This is a genomic window from Bacillus sp. T-10(2022) (genome assembly GCF_056502895.1).
Window position 1 is genome coordinate 603,018 of record NZ_CP113518.1, and the last position, 14,306, is coordinate 617,323.

Sequence of the window (14,306 nt, forward strand, 5' to 3'; positions counted from 1 at the left end):
GTCATGACGGAAACGCTGAAAAAGAAATTATTCATTAATGGTAAATGGCAAGAAGCTGAAAAGTTCACGACACTAAAGTCTCCTTATAGCGGGGAAGTTCTAGCGGAGATTCCTTCGGCAAGCCTTGAAGATGTCGAGTTGGCAATAGAATCAGCCTATCAAGCTAGAAAAACAATGGCAGCTTTACCTAGTCATAAACGTGCTGCCATACTTGAAAAGCTTGCGAGCCTTTTGGAAAGCCGCAAAGATGAGGCAGCTGAAATAATTGCTAAAGAGGCAGCGAAACCGATTAAAACGGCAATGGTTGAAGTATCCCGGACGATTGCCACATATAAATTTGCAGCAGAGGAAGCAAAACGGATTCATGGAGAAACATTGACGATGGATGCTACAGCTGACGGAGAAGGAAGAATAGGATACACAGTCCGTGAGCCTCTTGGTGTCGTGGGTGCAATTACGCCTTTTAATTTTCCGATGAACCTGGTTGCCCATAAAGTAGGCCCGGCGATTGCTGCCGGAAATACACTTGTCCTGAAACCTGCGAGCCAAACACCGCTATCTTCGCTATTTCTAGCTGAACTATTAGCCGAAACGGATTTGCCGGCAGGTGCGTTTAATTTAGTTACCGGAAGCGGCTCGGTAATCGGTGATAAATTAGTCACCGATGCACGGGTGAAGAGCATTTCATTTACCGGAAGTCCGGCTGTCGGAATTGGGATCCGTAATAAGGCTGGGTTAAAGAAAGTGAGTCTTGAACTAGGTTCGAATGCGGCTGTCATCGTTGATAAAGGGATTAATATCGATAAAATCATCCAACGCTGTGTATCGGCAGCATTCGCTTTTCAAGGGCAGGTCTGTATTTCCTTACAGCGTGCATATGTTCATGAAGAGGTATATGATGAGTTCGTCAAAAAATTCACAGAAGCAACGAAGGACTTGAAACTTGGAGATTCTTTGGACCCGTCAGTGGATATTTCGGCATTGATCAGCGCTGGCGATGTACAGCGAAGCCTGGATTGGATCGGTGAGGCTAAACAACACGGTGCGATTGTTGCGGCAGGAGGCAAATCTGAAGGAAATATCCTGCATCCCACTGTTTTGCTGGAAGTGGATGCAATGCTTAAGGTATCTTGCCAGGAAGTCTTCGCTCCAATTGTTTTGATCAATAAGGTTTCTTCCGTTGAGGAAGCGATTGACTTGGTCAATGATTCCGAATTCGGATTGCAGGCCGGGATTTACACGGAAAATATCAATCTGGCTCTTTCTGCCGCAGAAAAATTGGAAGTCGGCGGTGTTATCATTAATGATATCCCAACTTACCGTGTCGACAACATGCCATATGGCGGAGTCAAAAAAAGCGGAACTGGCCGCGAAGGGCTAAAATATGCCATTGAAGAAATGACGGAAATGAAATTGGTCATTATTAACCGGAATTAATCAGAAAAGAGGTGAGCAGCTGCTCATCTCTTTTTTTCTATGAATCTTGAAAGAGTTTGGCCCATGAGTTATGCAAAAATGAATAGGTAATTCACGACTGAATTTAAATGAGACAGGAAAGGGCAAAAAACCGTGAGTTACCTAATATTTCAAACTGGCATGAATCTTGCTCATATCTAATATATAGGTAGATAACTTAAAATCGAGGAGGAAATTACATGCAGGAAACATTGCAAAATAACAAGAAAAAAGACGGAACGGGAGCACTGGACTTAAAGATGTTCATCAATGGGGAATGGGTGAATTCGACTTCAGGTGAGAAGAGGGATGTATTGAATCCGGCTACAGGGGAAGTTATTGCCAAAGCTGCGGAAGGAACACAGGAAGATGTGGATGCAGCGGTCGAGGCAGCAAAATATGCTTTCTATGAAGGTGGTTGGTGGGGAACTCCTGCAGTGGAAAGAGCTCGCATTTTATTCAAAATAGCCGACAAAATAGAAGAAAAAGCTGAAGAACTAGCTGCGTTGGAAACATTGGATAATGGGAAACCATTGCGTGAGGCTCGTTATGATATCGCTGATTCAGCAGCCTGTTTTAGATATTATGCAGGATTGGCTACAAAACCGACAGGTCAGACTTTTGAAGTTCCTGACGGCCAGCAAGCGATGGTCGTAAGGGAACCGATCGGTGTATGCGGGCAGATCGTTCCATGGAATTTCCCACTAATGATGTCAGCCTGGAAACTGGCTCCGGCGCTTGCAGCAGGAAATTCCGTTGTATTCAAACCATCTGAGATCACTCCGGTGACAGCGGTCAAACTATTTGAAATCATGGATGAAGTCGGATTGCCAAAGGGTGTCGCAAACCTTGTGTTAGGAGCAGGGCCAGTTGTCGGACAAGCCATTGCCGAACATGAGGAAATCGATAAAGTAGCCTTTACAGGAGGAACGGCAACAGGACGTAAGATCATGGAGGCTTCACTTGGTAACCTAAAGAAAGTGACATTGGAGCTCGGCGGGAAATCGCCTAATATCGTATTTGCGGACTCTGACTTTGAGACTGCAGTTGATTATGCTCTATACGGGATTTTCTGTAATCAAGGACAAGTGTGCTCAGCAGGCTCCCGTTTACTATTGGAAGAGTCCATTTACGATCAGTTCATTGCAAGTCTTACTGCGAAGGCGAAAAAGATCAAAGTAGGTTCAGGTTCTGATGAAAACAGCCAGATGGGACCTATCGTTTCAGAAGCCCATATGAACAAAATATTATCGTATATCCAAATCGGAAAAGAAGAAGGTGCCAAATTAATCGTCGGTGGAAATCGAATTAAAGAAGAAGGCATGGATAAAGGTTACTTTGTCGAACCTACTATTTTTGTTGATACGACACCGGACATGCGGATTGTGCAGGAAGAAATTTTTGGCCCGGTGCTTGTCGTTCAAAAATTCAAGGATGAAGCGGAAGCTCTTCGACTTGCCAATGATACGAAATATGGTTTAGCGGGAGCGGTGTTCACGAATGATATCGCAAAAGCATACCGTGTCATTAAAAAAGTGCGTGCCGGCATCACATGGATTAACTCATATCATCCAACTTATAACGAAGCTCCTTGGGGAGGGTTCAAGCAAAGCGGAAATGGACGCGAACTGGGAACTTTCGGTTACGAAGCTTATACGGAAGTGAAGCAAATCAATAACAACTTGGATATCCAGCCAACAGGCTGGTTTGATGCAGAGTAAATAGCTTGACGAAAAGGCTGCTCCTTGGGGAACAGCCTTTTTTGGTGGAATCGGAGATATATTCTTGAAAATCGCAGATATAACGCCGGACTCGGAGATATATTCTTGAAATCGCAGATATAACGCCGGACTCGGAGATATATTCTTGAAATCGCAGATATAACTCCGAAATCGGAGATATAATCCGAAAATCGCAGATATAACGCCGGACTCGGAGATATAATCCGGAAAATCGCAGATATAATTCCGGACTCGGAGATATAATCCGGAAAATCAGAGATAAAACTCCGAAATCGGAGATATAATCCGAAAATCGCAGCTATATTCAAAGATTGCTCAACGTTGATCTACTCTTGTTGGACTTTTTCGAGATCGACCCGCCCTGAGAAGAAAACGGCGCCATTACCCATATCCGCGAGGCGATCTGGGGTAAGGGAATTGATGTGTTGCTTTGTTTCGGGCGTATTCTGCCACAAGCCTTGGCTGACAAGAACGCCTGGTAACACATTTTCACCGGGAGCAGCGGTAAGCAAACATTCACCGCGACCGTTCCAGATTTTTACGATATCTCCTGGGGCTATCCCCATAGTTTTGGCATCAGCGGCATTCATGTGCAGTTTCGGTTCCTTTTCCATGGAGATATGTTTGGCATTATTTGAAAAGGTTGAATTCAAGAAATTGTGATTAGGTGCCGGAATGAATAAAAATGGCAGGTCGCTGTCTTTAATGATTGGCGTATATGTTGGCAAAGGCTCGTATCCATCCCGCTTCATCCGTTCGGAATAAAGTTCGATTTTACCGCTTGGTGTCGGGAGTTTGCCTGGGAACATCGGCCGCATTTTGGCTTTGACAAATTGATTCCTTGAAAGGGAGTCATAGGTTATGCTTTCCAAATGCGGGTTGTCGGGAAAGTCCAGAGCCTGCCGTATCATATCTTCCTCTGAATCTCTAAATGCTTGTTCCCCAAATCCCATTCCAACAGCCAACAGTTTGAACAATTCAACATTCGATTTCGATTCGCCATATTTTTCGACTACAGGCTTTTGTATTTGGACGTAATTATGCCAGTATGAATTATAAAAATCCTCCGTTTCATAAGATGATGTGGCAGGAAGAACGAGGTCGGCAAACATGGCCGTTTCGGTTAAGAATAGATCATGGACCACTGTGAATAGATCTTCCCGCATTAGACCTTCCTGTACCTTATTTGCATTCGGAGCGACAAGTGCTGGGTTGGAGCCGTATACAAACATGGAGCAAATCGGGTTTTCTTTTTCCAGAAGAGCTTGACCGATTTGGTTCATATTAATGGTCCGGGTAGCTTTATTTTGCAATAAATCAGGACGTCTTAAGGCATTTGTATTAAACGCTAGATATCCTGAATTCCCTTTGATGGCTCCGCCGCCTTCCGCCATCCATTGGCCGGTAAGTGCAGGCAGGCAGGCAATGGTGCGTACTGCCATGCCGCCATTGTCATGGTGCTGCAGGCCATTGCCTATCCGTACGAATGATGGACTTGTCGTGCCGTACATCCTGGCTAATTCATATAAGTCATCAATTGGAACGCCGGTGATCGCGGAGACCGTCGCAGGGTCATATTGGCGGACGTGTTCGCGCAATTCAGCAGCACCCACTGTGTATTCATCGAGAAAGGGCTGGTCGACTAGATTCTCGGCATATAAGATATGCATTAATCCGAGGGCGAGCGCACTATCTGTACCAGGCAGAATCGGAATGAACCAATCCGCCCACTTGCCGGTTTGGTTTTTATGTACGTCAATGACAACTACTTTGGCCCCGTTTTTTCGGGCTTGCTGGGCAAGCGTAACTTGATGCATATTTGTGCTCACAGCGTTAATGCCCCACATGATGAAAAGCTTTGTATGAATCGTTTCTTCTGGGTCGGTGCCGAATGAACCACCCATTGTATAGCTGTATCCGACTGAGCCAGCCGCGTTACAAATGGAACGTTCGAGCATGCTTGCACCTAGCTTGTGGAAAAAACGGCGATCCATCCCCTCAGCGCTAAGATTGCCCATGTTTCCGTAAAAGCTGTAGGGAAGTATGCTTTCCGGACCGTGCATTTCGATCAGGTCTTTCCATTTGGATGTGATTATGTCAATGGCCTCTTCCCAGCTGATTGGAGCGAATTTCCCTTCACCTTTCGGACCGATACGCTTTAATGGCTGCTTTAAGCGATTGGGGTCATATAGACGGGCAGTCATGTTGCGTACTTTGTTGCAAATATTCCCTTTTGTGACTGGATGATCAGGGTCTCCTTGAACTTTAATGATTTTCCCGTCTTTTTTGTGCAGCAGTAAACCGCATTGATCAGGACAGTCAAGAGAGCAAACAGAGGGAAAGACTCCATCTGGCTGATTGATATAGGATTGCATGGCGTATTCCTCCTAATAATTTAATCTAATAAAATGAATTTTCTTAATTATATTGAAAGTGAAATCGATGAAAGGTGCAAGAACTTCTTAACATATGTTTTTTTTTCTGATAAGCTTACTAGATGAAAAATTAACCTAGGGGGATTCATTTTTGGATTACGGAATTATAATATCAATTGGTATATACATGGCCGGCATGCTGTTAATTGGTTATTTGGCCTATCGGAAAACGGCAAACTTAACCGATTACATGCTAGGCGGCCGGAATTTGGGCCCGGCTGTAACTGCATTGAGTGCAGGTGCTTCAGATATGAGCGGCTGGCTGTTGATGGGTCTTCCGGGTGCAATGTACATAAGCGGGTTGAGTGCTGGCTGGATTGTCGTCGGCCTGTGTGCAGGGTCTTATTTAAACTGGCTATTCGTGGCACCAAGACTTCGGACATATACGGAAGTAGCCGGCAATTCGATTACGATTCCCGACTTTTTGGGAAATCGGTTCAAGGATGGCTCCCGGGTCTTAAAAGTGGTATCGGCATCGGTCATTTTAATTTTCTTCACCTTTTACACATCTTCAGGTATGGTAGCAGGCGGCGAGCTTTTCCGCACGGCATTCAATTTGGATTACCGTTGGGGCATTTGGCTGACGGCGAGCGTCGTTATTCTTTATACATTATTCGGCGGATTCCTGGCTGTTAGCTGGACGGACTTCGTACAAGGTACGATTATGTTCATTGCCTTAATTCTAGTACCGGTTGTCACGATTGTAAATATTGGAGGCTGGGATCCCACCTTCAATGAAATAAATTCGATCAACCCGAATTTAATGCATGTTTTTGAAGGAACATCAACCATTGGCATCATATCTCTTCTGGCATGGGGGCTTGGTTATTTCGGACAGCCTCATATAATCGTTCGATTCATGGCGGTTTCATCTGTTAAAGAATTGAAAAGCGCACGTCGAATCGGTATGGGCTGGATGATTTTTGCCATCGTCGGAGCGATGTTCACCGGGTTGGTGGGGATTGCTTATTTTAACCTGACAAGCAGTCCTTTAGGGGAAAAAAATGCTGAGTCCGTCTTCATCATTTTAGCTAAAGAACTGTTTCCTTCCCTAATTACAGGCTTTTTGTTGGCTGCGATTTTAGCTGCGGTCATGAGTACGATTGCATCTCAGCTGTTAGTATCTGCAAGTGCCCTGACCGATGATTTCTATAAGCAGTTCATTCGGCCGAAGGCGTCTGATAAGGAATTAGTGCTGGTAGGTCGGTTTGGTGTATTGGCGATATCTGCCATTGCCTTATTATTGGCGTTTAATCCAAGCGGTACGATCCTTAAATTGGTGGGTTATGCATGGGCTGGTTTCGGAGCGGCATTCGGTCCTGTCATTCTGTTAAGCCTGTACTGGAAACGAATGACGAAATGGGGAGCCCTAGCGGGAATGATTGTCGGTACGGCAACCGTGATCGTCTGGGATATGATCGATAAGTTCGCTGAAGTATACGAAATCATTCCTGGTTTCATCGCTGGTTCAATAGCGGTGGTCGTTTTCAGCTTATTAACGGCCAAGCCTACAAAAGATATAGAAGAAGAATTCAATCAAGCCATTAAAAACCTCTCTTGATCATTGAAGGTCCAGTTAAAATGCTCTGGATTTTTTAGCGATATAAAACAATGATTGCAATATATATGGTACAATATCGATAGAGTCCTTATGTTTAAAACATGAGGGCTTTTTTTGAGTGATTTGGGAATAATAAACCAAAAACAATACAAAGGAAAAAATATGAACCAATCTCATAAAATTGCATGTAAAGTGGCTTTTATATATATAATCATTGGGGTCTTATGGATTGTCGTTACGGATTACATCTCTATGACACAGGCAAGGGCAGATGTTCAGATATATGCAATGTTTCAACATTCCAAAGGGTGGATGTTCATTTTCATAACCGGGCTTTTCCTATACTTCATAATCAGGTATTGGACGGGTAAAATGTTGAGGTCCCAACAGGAATTCAATCTGAAGGATGAACAGTATCGGTCGCTGTTCAAGCATAACCCGGATTGTGTCCTTGAGCTTAATCTCGAAGGAAATGTTGTTTCGCTAAACCCGGAAGCTGAGAAACTGTTGGGTCATAATAGTGACAATTTGAAAGGTAAGAATGCGAATCATCTCCTCAACTGGAATGAAAGTGATAAAGTATCTGAATTCTTTTTACAGTCCCTTCAAGGGGAGGCTGTTAAATTCGAAACGACCATCCAGAATAGCAGTGATGAAAAACGGATAATCCGTGTGACCTTTTTACCGATCATCGTTCACGCGGAAATGCTAGGGGTATATGCAATCGTTAGGGATATTACTGAATTGCGGCGCGAAGAGGAATTGATGATCATGTCTGAAAAGCTATCTGTTATCGGACATCTGGCTGCCGCCGTCGCACATGAGATAAGGAATCCACTGACATCGTTAAAAGGATTCGTACAGTTAATGGATATGACCAAGGAAGTAAACCCGCTGCATTCCGATATTATGTTAAAGGAAATTGACCGAATCAATATTATCTCAAGTGAACTTTTGGTTCTCGGGAAGAAACAGGATGTCGCATTTCGCAGGATCGATCTTGCCGACAGTTTACAGCAGGTATTCACGTTGATGAAAGCAGAAACGAATTTGAATAATATCGAAATGGGGTTCAGGGTTAAAACTGCCGAACCGATTTATATTATGGCTGATTCAATTGAACTTAAACAGTTGGTAATCAATATCATAAAGAACAGCATTGAAGCGATAAAGGATAATGGGGAAATTGAAATTTCGCTGCAAATCATCGATGGACAAGCTGTAGTCAGCGTGAGTGATAATGGCATGGGAATGGGGCCCGAGCGTCTTGAACGGATTGGTGAGCCTTTTTACTCCACGAAGGAAAAGGGCACAGGGATCGGGCTTGCAATTTGCCGGAAGATCGTTCATCGCCTTCAGGGGGAAATGCATTTTGAAAGTGAGATAAACAAAGGGACGACGGTTACAATTCGCATTCCGTTGGCTACTGGACAAGAATAAATGGTACTATGAAAGATAGGAAAAGTTTTATATTAAAGGAGAACGATATGAGCGAATTACCTGCATTAATAAACGATAGAAAACCATATATACAAGAGGTCTGGAAAAAGTCCGGATTCGGACAACTTACCCCGATTCAAACGAAAGCGATTCCCGTGATAGTCGAGGGAAAAGATATCATGGCCGAATCACCGACAGGTACAGGGAAAACATTAGCATATTTACTGCCTTTGCTGGAAAAGATAGATCCTGAAAAAAAATCGCCCCAAGCTTTGATTTTGGCATCATCACGAGAACTGGTCATGCAAATCAATGAAGAAATTCGCATTTGGTCAGAGGGAAGTGGCATTACAGGTGCAGCATTCATCGGCGGTGCTAATGTGAAAAGGCAGTTGGACAAACTGAAGAAGCGTCCACAGGTGATTGCTGGAACACCGGGACGGATTTACGAATTAATTGCCCAAAAGAAATTGAAGATGCATGAAGTTAAGACGATAGTACTTGATGAAGGTGACCAATTGATCACTCCGGAGCATATGGGAACGATCAATAATATTATCAAAACAACGCTAAAAGACCGGCAAATCATGGTGTTTTCAGCGACCCTGCCGGAGGAAACGGAAAAAGCGGCAAGGGGATTCATGAATGAACCCGAAATGATCAAGGTTGATAAGCATGAAAAAATGGAATCAAAGGTGGACCATCTTTACTTTGTTGTTGAGAGACGGGAAAAGTCCAAGATTCTGGAGAAAATCACAAGAATTAAAGATGTGAAGGCCCTTGCCTTCCTGAATGATATAGCAGAGCTGAGCGTCTTACATGAAAAGCTGAGCTATAAAGGTATTGAAATGGGCGTGCTTCACGGCGAATCCAATAAAGTCGACAGGGAGAAAGCGCTGCGCAAGCTTCGTTCCGGAAAATCCCCGATGCTGATAGCAACGGATGTAGCGGCAAGGGGGCTGGATATTAAAGGCCTTACTGCGGTCGTCCATATTGATATGGCTGACAACATCGAACAATATATCCATAGATCCGGGAGAACTGGGCGTGCAGGTGCAGATGGCACTGTCATTTCAATCGTAACGGAAAGAGAAGAGCGAGAGTTGAAAAAAATGGCTCGTGAACTTGAGCTACCATTAACGAGAGTAACCTTCTATGGTGGAAACATCGTAGTCGATGAATGATTCGCAAAAAGGGACGGCCATGGCGGCTGTCCTTTTTTTACGAATGCCCGTAGGTTTAAAAAGAGTTGCTCAATTTGCAGAATCCAACTGAACTTGTTCATCTATTGCCCTCGGAGAAATCATATTATTTTTACTAAATTCAGGAGTTCATTTATGGGTGATAATCATGAATGAAAACGCTTCCTTTATATGGGTTTTTGACATATGATAGCAATAGACATAGGTTAGGAGGAGACGGTATGACAGGAAAGTATAAACAATTTGAAACGGCAGTCATCCATGAAGGATATGACTCGAAGAAGCATTTAGGAAGTTTGGCAACACCCTTATTCCAAACCTCAACATTCACTTTCGAAAATGCCGAGCAAGGGGAGAGGCGTTTTGCCGGTATGGAAGATGGATATATTTATTCGCGACTTGGAAATCCAACGGTACAGGTGCTTGAAGAAAAGATTGCCGCTTTGGAAGGCGGGGAAGCTGGCCTTGCTTTCGGTTCAGGCATGGCTGCCGTTTCAGCTGTGCTTTTTGCGTTAACGAAAACAGATGACCACATCCTGTGCTCACAGGGGTTATATGGTTGTACATTTGGCCTCCTGCAGCTAATGAAAAATAAATACCGCATCACTCATGATTTTTGTGAAATGGATACAGAAGAACAGGTAAGGAAAATGATCCGGCCGGAAACGACCTGTATCTATGTAGAAACCCCGATCAATCCGACGATGAAAATGATTGACTTACAGATGGTGGTGAAAGTTGCGAAGGAATATAATGTGACGGTTGTAGTGGATAATACGTTTTCGACGCCATACCTACAGAGACCGCTTGAGTATGGCTGTGATATCGTCCTTCATAGCGCTACGAAATATCTTTGCGGGCATGGGGATGTCGTTGCAGGACTTGTCGTAGGTAAGAAGGAATTCATGAATCAGGTAGCTGGGACTACACAGAAGGATATCGGTGGAATCATTTCACCTTTCGATGCTTGGTTACTATTGCGGGGGTTAAAGACCTTGCCTGTCAGGATGGACCGTCATTCGGCCAATGCAATGGAAATCTTTCATGAACTTAAGAAACATCCAAAGGTGAAAAAGGTATATTATCCAGGTGATGAAGCTTCACCGGACCATTATATAATGCACAAACAGATGAAACATGGCGGCGGCCTTATCTCTTTCGAATTGCATGGCACAAAACAGGATGCACAGAAATTCCTCAATAAATTGAAACTAATCAAAATTGCCGTAAGTCTTGGGGATGCCGAAACATTGATCCAGCATCCCGCTACCATGACGCACTCTGCCGTTCCTGAAGATTCACGGAAACAAATGGGCATCAGTGACCAGCTGGTCCGTCTCTCAGTTGGCCTAGAAGCTTGGCAGGATGTCTGGCAAGATCTTCAGCAAGCATTTTAAGCTACCATTTTTCTTCTATTTTTAATGAAGATGGTGATGGATACGACAAAAGTGATGACAGCCAGGATATAAGAAATGTCCGTAATTACCGGATAGGCGGAGCTATTTCGTATCCCGATGCCTATGAACGCCCAAACGAATACGAGAGGATAGCACCAATCCCGGTTTTTACCTGCAAAGACAAAAGCCAGGATTGTTGCTGCAATCAGCAGGACGATCGTCCAGGCTAAACTTGAAACCCCAAAGCCGTCCCATTTGATATACGTGAGGTAATAAGAAATGTCAGCGATCGTTGCAACACTTACCCAGCCTGTATAAACGGAAAACGGAAATAGGTCGAAAGGAGTGTGCTCCACCTTTTTTATGCTTGTATAAATGACCATTAAAGTAGCCAAAAGAGCAATGATAATGAATACGGATAACAAAAAGTGTTCATAGTGCCAAGCCAAAAGCCAAGCTCCATTCAAGACACAGCTTAAAGCGAACCAAGGGAAGGATGCCTTATAAGCAGGGCTGTTTTGATGTTTGCTTAAGAACTGCCTGAATACCCAGATGGCGAGCAGGAAATAGATCAAGCCCCATATGGAAAATACATATCCGGCAGGAGTGAAAAGGACATCAAGTTTATCGGAAATCTCTCCTGATGTCTGGCCGTTCAATGGCAGGAAATTAGCTAAAAAATTCATCGTGACGACGAACAGATAGAAAATCAAGTTGATGATGGAAATAAGCATTATGGCTTCCTCCTTATATGAATTGTGATTCTCTAACCCTATTCCACAAATTTAGCCTGATTAACCTCTTTGGAGCACATCGGGGACTTGGGGGTCGATTTTTCATAAAGGGAGGAAGTTTCTGTAACCATTGAACCATTTAAGGTTAGAAATTTTACATCTTCACTTTATGGTGATAAAATATTCAAAGATTCATATTATTTTAGTCCTTCGGGGTCGGGTGAAAATCCCAACCGGCGGTGATGAAGAAATTCTAAGCCCGCGAGCCTGTTAAAGGCAGGATTTGGTGAGATTCCAAAGCCGACAGTAAAGTCTGGATGGGAGAAGGACGTGTGGAACCCAAGTGTATACGTACGCCTAATTTTTCAAAAATGAAAATATTAGGCTTTTTAGGTATACAATTTTTTTCACTCATTTCTCCTGCTAACTCCTTAGGTCATCCTAAGGGGTTTTTTATATTTTATAAAAGGGGGAAAAACATGTTTACGGGAATCATTGAGGATATCGGTACCGTACATTCCATGAAAAAAGGAAAAAGCAGTATGGAGTTATCGATTCGTTCTGAAAAAATCCTTCAAGATGTTCATCTGGGGGATAGTATTTCAGTAAACGGAGTCTGCTTAACGGTAACGTCCTTCACGAAAAGTTTGTTTACGGTCGACGTGATGCCGGAAACGGTCAAAGCTTCCTCGATCCGGACATTGAAATTGGGATCACCTGTGAATCTTGAACGAGCCATGAGTGCACAGGGAAGGTTTGGCGGTCATTTTGTTTCAGGTCATATCGACGGAACCGGAACGATCATAAAAAAAGAACGGAAAGAAAATGCCGTATATTATGTAATCCAATTGGAAGAGGGGCTCAGTGCCTTTTGCATTCCAAAAGGATCCGTGGCCATTGATGGAACGAGCTTGACGATATTTGGAATCGAAAGGAACCTATTGACTGTATCACTGATTCCATTGACTCATCAGGACACCATATTGGGACAAAAAGCGGCTGGCGATATTGTTAACATCGAAAACGACATGATAGGGAAATATATAATACATCAAATGAAAAATGGCAATCCAAAACCAGGACTGAATTTAGAGTTTTTGGCAGAGCATGGATTCTAATAAAAGGGCGGTGTAATGATGTTCCATACAATAGAAGAAGCGATAGAAGATTTGAAGGCTGGCAAGGTAGTAATCGTATCCGATGATGAAGACCGTGAAAATGAAGGGGATTTTGTAGTGCTGGCCGAAAAGGCGACACCGGAAGCGATTAATTTCATGGCGACTCATGGACGTGGTTTGATTTGTACAACCATCACTGAAGAACTGGCAGCAAAATTGAAACTGCATCCTATGGTAGGAGAAAATACCGATCATCATGGCACTGCTTTTACGGTAAGTGTCGATCATAAAAGCACCTCTACAGGAATCAGTGCTTTTGAAAGGTCCTTGACCATCCTTGAGCTTCTTAATGAAGATTCGGTCGCTGAAGATTTCCAAAGGCCTGGTCACACTTTCCCGATAGTCGCAAAAGAAGGTGGCGTATTAAGGAGGGCAGGACATACAGAGGCATCGGTGGACTTGGCGAAGTTATGCGGTGCCGCTCCAGCTGGTGTCATTTGTGAAATCATGAATGAAGATGGATCGATGGCCCGGGTATCCGATTTAGAAGTCATCGCTGATAAATTCAATCTGAAATTCATTACGATAGCCGATTTGATTCGCTATCTTCAACAAAATGATACGATCGGGAAACAGGAGCTTGAACTGAACATCCCTAAAGCTTGAGGATTTAAGGAATTACATCTTAACAGAACAAAAAATAATATTGTTTTTAAAAATTAGGAGGAATTGGACATGGGGAAAACTATTGAAGCACAATTAATCGGATCAGGATTGAAAGTCGGCATTGTGGTAGGAAGATTTAATGAGTTTATCACAAGTAAGCTTTTAGGAGGGGCATTGGATGGTCTTAAGCGTCATGGCGTAGATGAGAATGATGTTGACATCGCTTGGGTCCCGGGTGCTTTTGAACTTCCGTTAATTGCTAAGAAACTTGTGAATACAGGTAAATATGATGCGGTAATCGGTCTTGGAACGGTAATCAGGGGTGCCACTTCACATTATGATTATGTCTGTAATGAAGCAGCTAAAGGCATGGCTTCCGTTTCCTTGGAAACGGGTGTACCGGTTATCTTCGGTTTGCTGACAACTGAAAATATTGAACAAGCCATTGAACGTGCTGGAACAAAATCAGGTAACAAAGGCTATGAAGCGGCCGTTAGTGCCATTGAAATGGCCAACCTTGGAAAATTGATAGAACAGTGATTTCACATAAGGAAGC

10 protein-coding genes, 1 pseudogene and 1 riboswitch are annotated in these 14,306 nt (G+C 43.5%); of the genes and pseudogenes, 9 read left to right on the forward strand and 2 right to left on the reverse strand.

Annotation, left to right across the window (positions count from 1 at the left end; genetic code table 11):
- Positions 1 to 3: 3 nt before the first annotated feature.
- Complete coding sequence (locus tag OSJ91_RS02895; RefSeq protein WP_485891837.1) at positions 4 to 1,437, forward strand: aldehyde dehydrogenase family protein; 1,434 nt, start codon at positions 4 to 6, stop codon at positions 1,435 to 1,437.
- 218 nt (positions 1,438 to 1,655) lie between these two features.
- The gene (locus OSJ91_RS02900) at positions 1,656 to 3,176 is read left to right on the forward strand and encodes an aldehyde dehydrogenase family protein (protein ID WP_350301132.1); all 1,521 of its coding nucleotides are present in this window, start codon (positions 1,656 to 1,658) and stop codon (positions 3,174 to 3,176) included.
- A 347-nt stretch (positions 3,177 to 3,523) separates the two neighbouring features.
- On the opposite strand, the gene OSJ91_RS02905 is transcribed toward OSJ91_RS02900, so the two are convergent.
- On the reverse strand, positions 3,524 to 5,572 hold the full coding sequence (locus OSJ91_RS02905; protein ID WP_485890955.1) for a molybdopterin oxidoreductase family protein: 2,049 nt from the start codon (positions 5,570 to 5,572) through the stop codon (positions 3,524 to 3,526).
- A 151-nt stretch (positions 5,573 to 5,723) separates the two neighbouring features.
- Between OSJ91_RS02905 and putP the strand changes: the two genes are divergently transcribed.
- The 4 genes from putP to megL all read left to right on the forward strand — a co-directional run bounded on the left by putP (position 5,724) and on the right by megL (position 11,232).
- A complete protein-coding gene (putP, locus tag OSJ91_RS02910) occupies positions 5,724 to 7,193 on the forward strand; it encodes a sodium/proline symporter PutP (protein ID WP_350301134.1) in 1,470 nt (489 codons plus the stop codon).
- Positions 7,194 to 7,307: 114 nt separating this feature from the next.
- Positions 7,308 to 8,633: an ATP-binding protein gene (locus OSJ91_RS02915; RefSeq protein WP_350301135.1), complete on the forward strand. Its 1,326-nt coding sequence runs from the start codon at positions 7,308 to 7,310 to the stop codon at positions 8,631 to 8,633.
- A gap of 47 nt (positions 8,634 to 8,680) precedes the next feature.
- On the forward strand, positions 8,681 to 9,817 hold the full coding sequence (locus OSJ91_RS02920) for a DEAD/DEAH box helicase (protein ID WP_413015281.1): 1,137 nt from the start codon (positions 8,681 to 8,683) through the stop codon (positions 9,815 to 9,817).
- 239 nt (positions 9,818 to 10,056) lie between these two features.
- Positions 10,057 to 11,232: a methionine gamma-lyase gene (gene megL, locus OSJ91_RS02925; RefSeq protein WP_413015283.1), complete on the forward strand. Its 1,176-nt coding sequence runs from the start codon at positions 10,057 to 10,059 to the stop codon at positions 11,230 to 11,232.
- Here the strand turns inward: megL and OSJ91_RS02930 are convergent.
- Positions 11,229 to 11,966, reverse strand: a complete 738-nt coding sequence (locus OSJ91_RS02930; RefSeq protein ID WP_350301138.1) for a TspO/MBR family protein — start codon at positions 11,964 to 11,966, stop codon at positions 11,229 to 11,231. The genes megL and OSJ91_RS02930 overlap by 4 nt on opposite strands.
- 202 nt (positions 11,967 to 12,168) lie before the next feature.
- A riboswitch (FMN riboswitch) is annotated at positions 12,169 to 12,299 on the forward strand.
- A gap of 146 nt (positions 12,300 to 12,445) precedes the next feature.
- On the opposite strand from OSJ91_RS02930, the gene ribE reads away from it, so the two are divergent.
- From ribE to ribH, 3 genes and pseudogenes are all read left to right on the forward strand, one after another.
- Entirely contained in the window at positions 12,446 to 13,084 is a 639-nt protein-coding gene (ribE, locus tag OSJ91_RS02935; protein WP_413015287.1) for a riboflavin synthase, read from the forward strand.
- Between the two features lie 18 nt (positions 13,085 to 13,102).
- A pseudogene (gene ribB, locus OSJ91_RS02940) lies at positions 13,103 to 13,741 on the forward strand (3,4-dihydroxy-2-butanone-4-phosphate synthase); the annotation flags it as partial.
- Positions 13,742 to 13,819: 78 nt separating this feature from the next.
- Positions 13,820 to 14,290 carry a 6,7-dimethyl-8-ribityllumazine synthase gene (gene ribH, locus OSJ91_RS02945; protein ID WP_048685088.1) on the forward strand — a complete coding sequence of 157 codons (471 nt, stop codon included), beginning with the start codon at positions 13,820 to 13,822 and terminating at the stop codon, positions 14,288 to 14,290.
- Positions 14,291 to 14,306: the final 16 nt, after the last annotated feature.

Excerpts from the sequence above, each read along its gene's own strand:
- OSJ91_RS02920 (WP_413015281.1), top strand. The coding sequence starts at position 8,681 with ATGAGCGAATTACCTGCATTAATAAACGATAGAAAACCATATATACAA.
- OSJ91_RS02895 (WP_485891837.1), top strand. The coding sequence starts at position 4 with ATGACGGAAACGCTGAAAAAGAAATTATTCATTAATGGTAAATGGCAA.
- OSJ91_RS02930 (WP_350301138.1), bottom strand. The coding sequence starts at position 11,966 with ATGCTTATTTCCATCATCAACTTGATTTTCTATCTGTTCGTCGTCACG.
- ribE (WP_413015287.1), top strand. The coding sequence starts at position 12,446 with ATGTTTACGGGAATCATTGAGGATATCGGTACCGTACATTCCATGAAA.
- ribH (WP_048685088.1), top strand. The coding sequence starts at position 13,820 with ATGGGGAAAACTATTGAAGCACAATTAATCGGATCAGGATTGAAAGTC.
- megL (WP_413015283.1), top strand. The coding sequence starts at position 10,057 with ATGACAGGAAAGTATAAACAATTTGAAACGGCAGTCATCCATGAAGGA.
- OSJ91_RS02900 (WP_350301132.1), top strand. The coding sequence starts at position 1,656 with ATGCAGGAAACATTGCAAAATAACAAGAAAAAAGACGGAACGGGAGCA.
- OSJ91_RS02905 (WP_485890955.1), bottom strand. The coding sequence starts at position 5,572 with ATGCAATCCTATATCAATCAGCCAGATGGAGTCTTTCCCTCTGTTTGC.